General features: G+C 69.2%; 9 protein-coding genes. All 9 read right to left on the reverse strand.

Features of this window, described 5'->3' with window-relative positions:
* Nucleotides 1–501 (reverse strand): FAD-binding oxidoreductase (locus Q0112_RS09450; protein WP_297974401.1); only part of this gene is annotated, 501 nt, incomplete at its 3' end.
* A 143-nt stretch (nt 502–644) separates the two neighbouring features.
* Nucleotides 645–2,018 (reverse strand): glutamine synthetase family protein, encoded by a 1,374-nt coding sequence (locus Q0112_RS09455; RefSeq protein ID WP_297974404.1) that lies wholly within the window; start codon nt 2,016–2,018, stop codon nt 645–647.
* A 16-nt stretch (nt 2,019–2,034) separates the two neighbouring features.
* Nucleotides 2,035–3,000, reverse strand: coding sequence for an agmatinase (speB, locus tag Q0112_RS09460; RefSeq protein ID WP_297974407.1), 966 nt, complete (start codon nt 2,998–3,000; stop codon nt 2,035–2,037).
* Nucleotides 2,993–3,796, reverse strand: a complete 804-nt coding sequence (locus tag Q0112_RS09465) for an ABC transporter permease subunit (RefSeq protein WP_297974409.1) — start codon at nt 3,794–3,796, stop codon at nt 2,993–2,995. The genes speB and Q0112_RS09465 overlap by 8 nt, the downstream gene beginning before the upstream one ends.
* Nucleotides 3,796–4,734 carry an ABC transporter permease subunit gene (locus Q0112_RS09470; RefSeq protein WP_297974411.1) on the reverse strand — a complete coding sequence of 313 codons (939 nt, stop codon included), beginning with the start codon at nt 4,732–4,734 and terminating at the stop codon, nt 3,796–3,798. The genes Q0112_RS09465 and Q0112_RS09470 overlap by 1 nt, the downstream gene beginning before the upstream one ends.
* On the reverse strand, nt 4,731–5,870 hold the full coding sequence (locus Q0112_RS09475) for a polyamine ABC transporter ATP-binding protein (RefSeq protein ID WP_297974414.1): 1,140 nt from the start codon (nt 5,868–5,870) through the stop codon (nt 4,731–4,733). Before Q0112_RS09475 ends, Q0112_RS09470 begins: the two co-directional genes overlap by 4 nt.
* A 76-nt stretch (nt 5,871–5,946) precedes the next feature.
* The gene (locus Q0112_RS09480; protein ID WP_297974416.1) at nt 5,947–8,421 is read right to left on the reverse strand and encodes an ATP-binding protein; all 2,475 of its coding nucleotides are present in this window, start codon (nt 8,419–8,421) and stop codon (nt 5,947–5,949) included.
* Between the two features lie 126 nt (nt 8,422–8,547).
* Complete coding sequence (locus Q0112_RS09485; protein WP_297974418.1) at nt 8,548–9,618, reverse strand: polyamine ABC transporter substrate-binding protein; 1,071 nt, start codon at nt 9,616–9,618, stop codon at nt 8,548–8,550.
* Between the two features lie 27 nt (nt 9,619–9,645).
* A partial coding sequence (locus Q0112_RS09490) for a polyamine ABC transporter substrate-binding protein (protein ID WP_297974420.1) occupies nt 9,646–10,634 on the reverse strand: 989 nt, incomplete at its 5' end.

Here is a 10,634-nt window from a genome sequence, read left to right on the forward strand (position 1 = left end):
CGGCTCGAGCTCCCGGTAGCCGTAGTCGCGCGCCAGCGTCTCCGCCTCCGCGTGCCAGCCGGCCACCTCGCCGGCGCGGCAGGCGGCCGAGATCACCCCCGGCCGCAGGTCGCAGTCGATGCCGTGCCGCGCCACCAGCCCCCGCAGCAGCGCCTTGCCCTCCTCGGCCATCTCCCAGAGGACATGCGCCCGCGCCCGCCCGAGCCGCGCCTCCAGCCACGCCTGGTCCCGCCGCTGCCCCGAGCCGATCTGCCCGCCGTTCCGCCCCGAGGCACCCCAGCCCACGCGCTGCGCCTCGAGGAGCACGACCCGCATCCCCGCCTCGGCGAGATGCAGCGCCGCCGAAAGCCCGGTATAGCCGCCCCCCACCACGCAGACGTCCGCCTCCGCGCGGCCGACGAGCGGCGGGAAAGGCGGCAACAGCGCGGCCGTCGCCGCATACCAGCTCTCGGGATACGCCCCGTCGCGGTCGTTCGCCGTCAGGAGATCAAGCCGCGGCACGGGAAACCAAGGCTTTCATACAGGTTAGCTAACCTGGAGAGCAGTCGTCTTTCCGCCAACAGGCGGAAAGACAAGCAAAGAAAACAATGCGCGCACCTGCGCGCACGAAATGGCCGCAACTGCGGCCCGCGCCGCCCGCCGTCTCATACGTTCAGCAGGAGATGGTCGCGCTCCCAGGGCGAGATCACCCTGAGGAAGGTCTCCACCTCGTCCCGCTTGATCGCCTTGTAGAGGCTGCAGAACTCGGCCCCGAGCACGGCGGTGATCTCCGGGCATTCCTCGAAGAGATCGAGCGCGGCGAGCAGGTCGCGCGGCAGCGCGCGCGGCCGGTGATAGGCCTCGCCCGCGACCGGCTCGCGCGGCTTCAGCTTCGACTTCATCCCGAGATAGCCGCAGGCGAGCGAGGCGGCGAGCGCGAGATAGGGGTTGCAGTCCATCCCCACCACCCGGTTCTCGATCCGCCGCGCGTGCGGCTCCGAGATCGGCACGCGCAGCCCGGTCGTGCGGTTGTCCGGCCCCCACTCGAGATTGATCGGCGCCGAGCCGTGCGGCACGTAGCGGCGGTAGCTGTTGACGTAGGGCGCGAGCATGCAGACGACGGTCGGGATGTGCCGCTGCTGCCCGGCCAGGAACGAGTAGAAGGCCTTGGTCGGCTCGCCCTTGGCGTCGGAGAAGATGTTCCTCCCCGTCCTGATGTCGACCACCGACTGGTGGATGTGCATCGCCGAGCCCGGCTCCTCCTGCATCGGCTTGGCCATGAAGGTCGCGAAGCAGTTGTTGCGCAGCGCCGCCTCGCGGATCGTCCGTTTGAAGAAGAAGACCTGGTCGGCGAGCTTGATCGGGTCGCCGTGAAGCAGGTTGATCTCCACCTGCCCGGCGCCGCCCTCCTGGATGATCGTGTCGATCTCGAACCCCTGCGCCTCGGCGAACTCGTAGATATCGTCGATCACCTTGCCGTATTCGTCGACCGCGCTCATCGAGTAGGCCTGCCGCGACACCATCTGCCGCCCCGTCCGCCCGACCGGCGGCTCGATCGGCTCGTTCGGGTTGAGGTTCGGCTTGATCAGGTAGAATTCCATCTCCGGCGCGACGACCGGCCGCCAGCCCTCCTCCTCGTAGAGCTCCACCACCCGCTTCAGCACGTTCCGCGGCGCCACCGAGATCGGCCGGCCGGCGAGATCCTCGACGTTGTGGATCACCTGCAGCGTCACGTCCTCGGCCCAGGGACTCGCCGTCGCCGTATCGTAGTCCGGCTTCAGCACCATGTCGGACTCGGTCCACTGGTTGGCGATGTCCATGTCGACATAGTCGCCGGCGATCGTCTGGTGGAAGATCGAGGTCGGCAGGAACATCCGGTCCTCGCGCACGAACTTGGCATAGGGCATCGCCTTGCCGCGCGAGACCCCGGCGATGTCGGCGATCACGCATTCCACCTCCTCGATGCGCCGCCCGGCGAGCCACTCGCGGAAGGTCTCGGGCAGGCGGTCGAGGAACTGGATGGCCGAATCGGCAGGCATTTTCTTCGCGTCCTTCCTAAAGCCGCCCGACCGGCGCGGGCACGGCGCCCGCCTGCCCGGCCAGCAGGCAGAGCCAGTCGTGCGCGAGGTGCGCCGCCGCGAGCGCGGTGATCTCGGCATGATCGAACGGCGGCGAGACCTCGACGATGTCCATGCCGACGAGATTGAGCCCCCCGAGCCCGCGCATCAGCTCGAGCGCCTGCCAGCTCGCGAGCCCGCCCGGCACCGGCGTGCCGGTTCCCGGCGCGAAGGCCGGGTCGAGCGCGTCGATGTCGAACGAGAGATAGAAGGGCGCGTCCCCCGCCCGCTCCCGCACCAGCGCGAGCGCCGCCTCGACGCCGTTGCGGTGCAGCCAGGGCGCGGTCAGCACCTCGAGCCCCTCGGTCGACTCGTGGAAGGTGCGGATGCCGATCTGCGTCGAGCGGCTGGCGTCCACCACCCCCTCGCGGATCGCCCGCCCCATCATCGTGCCATGGTCGATCCGCCCCGGATCGTCCGGCCAGAGGTCGCCGTGCGCGTCGACCTGCAGGAGCGCGAGCGGCCCGTGCCGCGCGGCATGCGCCCGCAGCAGCGGCCAGCTGATGAAATGGTCGCCCCCGAGCGAGAGCAGCCGCGCCCCGGAGGCGATCACCTCGGCCGCCGCCGCCTCGATCGCCGGTGCCACCGTCTCGGGATGGTGCGGGTCGAGCATCGCGTCGCCACAGTCGACCACCGCCAGCGAGGCGAGAAGATCGAACCCGAAGGGGAAGGCCTTGAGCTCGGCGAGCTGCACCGACGCCGCCCGGATCGCCCGCGGCCCGAGCCGGCAGCCCGGCCGGTAGGTCACCGCCGCGTCGTAGGGAAAGCCCATCACCGCCACGTCCACGCCCGCGAGATCGCGGCTGTAGCGCCGGCGCAGGAAGGAGAGCGCCCCGCCATAGGTCATCTCCGCCCAGTGCTCGCGCGTGCCGGCGGCGCGGAACGCCTGATCGCCGCTATCCATGGCGCGCCGCCCGCCGCATCTGCCAGGAGGCGATGAAGACCCCGAGCGCCACGATGGCGATGATGATCGTGGCGAGCGCGTTGATGTCCGGGCTGACCCCGAGCCTGACCTTGGAGAAGATCACCATCGGCAGTGTCGAGGCCCCCGGCCCGGTGACGAAGCTCGCGACCACGAGGTCGTCGAGCGAGAGCGTGAAGGCGAGAAGCCACCCGGCGACGAGCGCCGGCGCGATGACCGGCACCGTCACGTCGAAGAAGACCCTGACCGGCCGCGCGCCGAGATCCATCGCCGCCTCCTCGAGGCTCTCGTCCATGTCGGCGAGCCGCGACTGCACCACGACCGCCACATAGGCCATGCAGAAGGTGACGTGCGCGATGATGATCGTCGTCATCCCCCGCCCGGCCGGCCAGCCGATCAGCTGCTCCATCGAGACGAAGAGAAGGAGCAGCGACAGCCCGGTGATGACGTCCGGCATGACGAGGGGCGCCGTCGACATGCCGGTCAGCAGCGCCCGCCCGCGAAACCGCCCGAAGCGCGTCAAGACGTAGGCGGCCAGCGTGCCGAGCACGACCGAGAGCGTCGCCGTCACCACCGCCACCTTGAGGCTGATCCAGGCCGAGCCGAGGATCTGCGGATCCTCGAGCAGCGCCCGGTACCATTTGGTCGAGAAGCCGCCCCAGACCGTGACCAGCTTGCTCTCGTTGAAGCTGAAGATGATCAGCGACAGGATCGGCGCGTAGAGGAAGACGAAGCCCAGGATGCAGACAACGAGAAGGATGGTCGAGGCGCGCGGCATCAGCTCTCCTCCGTCTTCGCTTGGGCGTTCCTGAGGATCATGATCGGCACGACGAGGATCACCAGCATCGCGATCGCCACGGCGCTCGCCACCGGCCAGTCGCGGTTGGAGAAGAACTCGTTCCAGAGCACCCGGCCGATCATCAGCGTGTTCGGCCCGCCGAGGAGCTCGGGGATGACGAACTCGCCGATCGCCGGCACGAAGACGAGCATGAAGCCGGCGATGACACCCGGCATCGAGAGCGGCAGCGTCACGTGGAAGAAGGTCGCCGCCGGCCGCCCGCCGAGATCGGCCGAGGCTTCGAGCAGGCTCTCGTCGAGCTTCACGAGGTTGGCGTAGAGCGGCAGGATCATGAACGGCAGATAGGTATAGACGATGCCGAGATAGACGGCGAAGTTCGTCTGCAGCATCACCAGCGGCTGGTCGATGATCCCGGCCCAGAGCAGGAAGTTGTTGATGACCCCGTTCGAGCGCAGGAACCCCTGCCAAGCGTAGACGCGCAGCAGGAACGAGGTCCAGAACGGCAGGATCACCAGCGTCAGCAGGATCGAGCGCCGCCCCTCCGGGCTCCGCGCGATATAGTAGGCGATTGGATAGCCGACGAAGAGCGTGATGACCGCCGAGACGAAGGCGATCCTGAGCGAGGACACATAGGCGTTGAGATAGAGCGGGTCGTCGAAGAGGAAGGCGAAGTTGCCGAAGTTGAGCGTGACGATCGCCCGGAGCCCGTCCCACTCGAGCAGCGGCGTGAAGGGCGGACGCGCGATCGCCGCCTCGCTCAGGCTGATCTTCGCCACCACGAGGAAGGGCACGAGGAAGAAGACGAGCAGCCAGAGGAAGGGCACCGCGATGACGACGCTCCGCCCGCGCAGCCCGAGCCGGCGCAGCAGCGCGGCGGTCCAGCGCAGCGGCGGCAGCCGCTCGATCAATCCGCTCATTGCGTCAGCACCACTCCGGCGGTGTCGCCCCAGGTCACCCAGACGCGCTCGTCCCAGGAGATCGCGTCCTCCTCCGAGCGCGAGAGGTTGACCTTGGTCGCCTGCACCAGCTTGCCGGTGTCGAGCCGCAGCCGGTAGACCGAGAGGTTGCCGAAATAGGCCACCTCCTCCACGACGGCCGGCAGGACGTTGTGCTCCTTCTCCGGCCGCTCGCGGCTGACCCGGAGCTTCTCCGGCCGGATGGCGAACCAGAGCTGCTGGTTCAGCACGCAGGAGACCCCGTGCCCGACATAGATCTCGCCCCCGACCTCGGGGCTCGTGATCGAGATATAGTCCGGCTCGTCCTCGGACACGCGCCCCTCGAACATGTTCACCGTGCCGACGAAGTCGGCCACGAAGCGCGAGTTCGGATATTCGTAGACCTGGGACGGCTCGCCGACCTGGACGATGACGCCGGCGTTCATCACCCCGATGCGGGTGGAGAGCGTCATCGCCTCCTCCTGGTCGTGGGTGACGACGATGAAGGTGACGCCGAGCGTCTCCTGGATCTTGATGAGCTCGAACTGGGTCTCCTCGCGCAGCTTCTTGTCGAGCGCGCCGAGCGGCTCGTCGAGCAGCAGGAGCTTCGGCCGCTTGACGAGGCTCCGCGCCAGCGCCACCCGCTGCCGCTGGCCGCCGGACAGCTGGTGCGGCTTGCGCCGGGCGAAGGCGTCGAGCTTGACGAGGCGCAGGATGTCGGCGACGCGGTCGCGCACCTCATCGCCCTTCATCCCGTCGCGATGCAGGCCGTAGGCGACGTTCTTCTCCACCGTCATGTGCGGGAAGAGCGCGTAGGACTGGAACATCATGTTCGTCGGGCGCGCGTAGGGCGGGATGCCCGTCATGTCCTGCCCGTCGATCTCGATCCGGCCGCTCGTCGGCGTCTCGAAGCCGGCGAGCATGCGCAGGAGCGTGGACTTGCCGCAGCCGGAACCGCCGAGCAGGCAGAAGAGCTCGCCCTTCCAGATGTCGAGGCTCACATCGTCCACGGCATAGAAGTCGCCGAACTTCTTGGTGATCTTCTCGATACGGACGAATGGCCGCTCGCTGCCGGTTGCCCAGGGCTTGGCCGCCGCGACGGTCAGGGTCTCGTTCATCAGGGCTCCGCTCGTGACCCGCCCGACCTTAGAGTTCGCCCGCCGCCCCTGTCTAGAGACTCCGCGCGGTGGCGCCTCAGGACGCCGCCACCGGGCGTCGCGGCGGCTCCGGCGCGAAGCGGCGCAGCACCGCGTGCAACGCGAGGACGTCGATCGGCTTGGCGAGATAGCCGTCCATCCCGGCCGCGAGGCAGCCCTCCTGGTCGCCGAGCAGCGCGTTGGCGGTCAGCGCGATGATCGGCACCTTGCCTGCGGGCCCGGGCAGCGTGCGGATGCGCCGGGTCGCCTCGTGGCCGTCCACCTCGGGCATCTGCACGTCCATCAGCACGATGTCGAAGCCGCCGGCGGCCGCCGCCTCGAGCGCCTCGGCGCCGTTCTGCGCCACCACCACCTGGTGGCCGGCGGCATTCAGGTAGGCGCTGATCAGATACTGGTTGGTGGCATGGTCCTCGGCGAGCAGCACGCGCATCGGCGGCAGCCGGCGGGCGCCGCCGCCGGCCTCGGCGGTTCCGGCCTCCGTCCTGGCGCCCGGGCGGGTGCGTATGGTGAAGTGGAAGGTCGAGCCCATTTCCGGGACGCTGCGCACGCTGACCTCGCCGCCCATCAGCCCCACCAGCTGGCGGCAGATCGCCAGCCCCAGCCCGGTTCCGCCGGCCCGGCGGCTGAGGGAATCGTCCGCCTGCACGAAGTCCTGGAAGATCCGCTCGATCTGCGCCGCGGCGATGCCGATGCCGGTATCCTCGACCGAGACCGCCAGCACGCCCGCCTCGCCCTCGGGCGCGTAGCTCACCTTGACGCGGACCTCGCCGCGCTCGGTGAACTTCGTGGCGTTCGAGAGGAGATTGGTCAGCACCTGCCGCAGCCGCATCGGGTCGGTGACGATCCACTCGGGGACCGAGTCGTCCACCTCCGCCCCGAGGCTCAGGCCCTTCTCCTCGGCCGGCGGCGCCATCAGCTCCACCACCTCGCCGAGCAGCCGGCGGAGGTCGACGCTCTCCTCGCTGATGCGGATCTGCCCGGCCTCGAGCTTCGAGAAGTCGAGGATGTCGTTCAGGATCTGCAGCAGGCTCTGCGCCGAGGCGAGCGCGATCTTCGCCCGCTCCTGCTGGCGCGTGGGCAGCGGATCGTCGAGCATCAGCCCGAGCAGCCCGAGCACTCCGCTCAGCGGTGTCCGGATCTCGTGGCTCATGGCGGCGAGGAAGCGGGACTTCGCCATCGTCGCCGCCTCGGCTTCGAGGCGGCGCAGGTTCAGCTCCTCCTGCCGCTCGACGTCGGCGGTCATGTCCCAGACGAGCCCGACCAGCCGGCGCGACCCGTCCGGGCCCTCGTAGCGCTTCGCGACGTCGCGCACGTGCCGCACCGCGCCATCCGGCAGCTGCACGCGATAGTCGACCGCATACCGCCCGCCGCCGTGCACCGCGGCGTTGGCCGCCGCCACCGCGCGTTCGCGGTCGTCGGGATGCAGCACCCCGATCCAGTCGGCCTCGCTGAACGGCCCCTCCTCCCCCTCGCGGCCGAAGAGCCGCTTGGTCCGCTCGTCCCAGATCAGCCGGTCGGTCGCGAGATCGACGTCCCAGACCCCGATCTCCGAGGCCGCGAGCGCGAACTCGAGCCGCCAGGACAGCCGCGAGAGCTCCGCCTCCCGCTCGCGGATCAGCGCCATCTTGGCCTGGCGCGCAGTCACGAACTGCGCCGCCCCGACGATCGGCGCCGCGATCAGCAGCCCGCCGAGCGCGAAGAGGGCGCGCGTCCCCCAGAGCGGCGGCGGCTGCTGCCAGCCCCCCACGGGCACCGCGGCGATCTGCCAGGTGCCGAGCGGCACCCGGACCTCGGCGGTGACGGGCTGCCGCGCCAGAACCGCCGGATCGCCGAAGAACGGCCCGCCGCCGTCGGCCAGCCCGTTCCGGCCGCTCAACGCCACCTCGAGCCCGAGACCGGGCTCCTCCAGCCCGGCGGCGCGGTAGAGCCCCGCCTCGTCGACGACGGTCGAGAGGATCCCGAAGAACCGCCGCCCGCCCTCCCCCGCGCCATCGACGAAGATCGGCGTGCGGATGATGAAGCCGCGGCCGCCCTGCATCAAATCGAGCGGTCCAGCCAGCAGCGACTCCCCGGTCTCCCGCGCCCGCTCCACCGAGCCCATCTCGGCGGGCATGGTGCGGAAGTCGACGCCCGGCAGGCGTTCGTTTCCGACGAGCGGATAGACCTGCCGCACCACGAGATCCGGCGCCAGCGACACGTTGCGGATCGAGGGCAGGCCCGCGAGGAGCTGCTCGCCCAGCCGGTGGAACTCCGCCTGATCCATCTCCGGCCGGTAGCGCACCACCGCCGCGAACGCCCGCGCCGTCTCGAGCGGCGCGTTGAGCGCCCCCTCGAGATCGGAGCGCAGGAGCACCAGCCGCTCCTGCACCTCCGCCCGCGCCGCCTGCAGCATCGCCTCGCGGCAGCGCTTCTCGTAGGCGCCGGCGACCACCAGCACCCCGAGCAGCACCAGGGCGGCCGCGACGCCGGCGAGCCGCATGACCGAGCGCCCAGCTCCCGCGACCTTCCCCATGCCGGCGCTCATGTCCCTGCTGACTACGCTGCCACCGCTATGTACGGGAGCTTCCTTTACTCAACCTGAAATAGCATCACAATCGCGATCCGCCGTGCAATTCGGCGGGGTAGCCGGCGGAAGGGACTATTGTCCGGTTCGCACCCTGGTCCAGAGACGGGTCAGCGCGCGGTCGTCCCGCGGGTCGTGCACCGGCTGCGGGAACAGCCGCTCCATCACCTCGGCCGTCGGATAGATCGCGGGGTCGGCGAGGATCTCCGGATCGACGAAGGGCGCCGCCTCCGCATTGGCGTTGGGATAGAAGACCGCGTTCGTCACCTCGCCGATCACCTCCGGGCGCAGCAGGAAGTCGATGAAGGCATGCGCGCCGGCCGGGTTCGGGGCGTCGGCCGGGACCGCCAGCATGTCGAACCAGAGCATCGCGCCTTCCTTCGGCACCGAATAGGCGATCTCGATCCCCTGGGCCGCATTGTCGGCGGCCATGAAGACGTCGCCCGAGAAGCCGACCGAGACGCAGACCTCGCCCGATGCGAGATCGTTGTTGTACTGCACGGCGTTGAAATAGCGCACGTAGGGCCGCACCGCCTCGAAGAGCGCGGCGACCTTCTCGAGATCCTCGGCGCGCGTCGAATCGGGCGGCAGCCCCAGATAGGCGAGCGCGAGCGGCACCATCTCCGAGGCCGTGTCGAGCATGGTGATCCCGCAGTCGGCCAGCTTCGCGGCATTCCCGGGATCGAAGACCAGCGCCCAGCTGTCGACCGGCGCCTCCGGCCCGAGCCGCTCCGCCACCTTCTCGACGTTGTAGCCGATGCCGTTGGTGCCCCAGAGATAGATGGCGGCATAGGCGTTGCCGGGATCGTCCGCCTCGGCGTCGGCCAGCAGCTCCGGATCGAGGTTCTTCCAGTGCGGCAGCTTCTCCCGGTCGAGCGGCTGGTAGACCTCGGCCGGGATCTGCCGGCGCAGGAAGGTCGAGGTCGGCACCACCAGGTCGTAGCCCGAGTTGCCCGCGAGCAGCTTCGCCTCGAGCACCTCGTTCGAATCGTAGACGTCGTAGACGACCTTGATCCCCGTCTCGGCCTCGAACGCGCGGACCGTCTCCGGGCCGATGTAGTCGGCCCAGTTGTAGACGTGGATCTCCTCGGCGATCACGGGCGCGGCGAGCCAGGCGAGACCCGCAGCGATCAGGACCGGCCGCATCACTGGCCCCTCATCACTGGCCCCTCATCACTGGCCCGTCCGGACCTTGGTCCAAAGCCGGGTCATCACCCGGTCGAGCTGCCCGCCGTAGGTGACGGTCGGGAAGAGCTTCGCCATCACGTCGGCCGGCGGGAAGATCGACGGGTCGTTGCGCACCGCCTCGTCGACCAGCGGCAGCGACGCCGTGTTGGCGTTGGCATAGGAGACATAGTCGGTGATGTCGGCGGTGATCTGCGGCTCCATGATGAAGTTGATCCACTTGTGGGCCGCGTCCGGGTTCGGCGCGTCGGCCGGGATCGCCATCATGTCGAACCAGAGCTGCGTGCCCTCGACCGGCAGGCTGTAGGCGATCTCGATGCCGTTCTCCGCCTCCTCGGCGCGCGCCGCGGCGATGTAGACGTCGCCCGAGAAGCCGACCGCCACGCAGATCTCGCCGTTCGCGAGATCGGAGATATACTGCGACGAGTTGAAGTAGCGGATGTACGGCCTGACCTTCATCAGCAGGTCCGCCGCCTTCTCCATGTCCGCCGGATCGGTGGTCAGCGGATCGAGCCCGAGGTAGGCCGCGGCGACCTGCAGCATGTCGGTCGAACTGTCGAGCATGGTGATCCCGCAGTCGGCCAGCTTCGCCGCAAACTCGGGATTGAACACGAGATCCCAGCTGTCGACCGGCACATCCGCGCCCAGCCGCTCGGCGACCTTCGCCTTGTTGTAGCCGATGCCGACCGTGCCCCACATGTAGATTACGGAATGCTCGTTGCCGGGATCGTAGGCCTCGGCCTTCTCCATCAGCTCGGGGTCCATGTTCTTGAGATTCGGCAGCTTCGACTTGTCGAGCGGCATGTAGACGCCGGCCGCGACCTGCCGCTGCAGGAAGCTCGAGGTCGGCACCACCACGTCATAGCCGGAATTGCCGGCGAGAAGCTTCGCCTCGAGGACCTCGTTTGAATCGTAGACGTCATAGACGACCTTGATCCCGGTCTCCGCCTCGAACTTCGCCACCGTGTCCTCGGCGA

It is taken from the genome of uncultured Amaricoccus sp., assembly GCF_937858865.1.
GTDB lineage: Bacteria > Pseudomonadota > Alphaproteobacteria > Rhodobacterales > Rhodobacteraceae > Amaricoccus.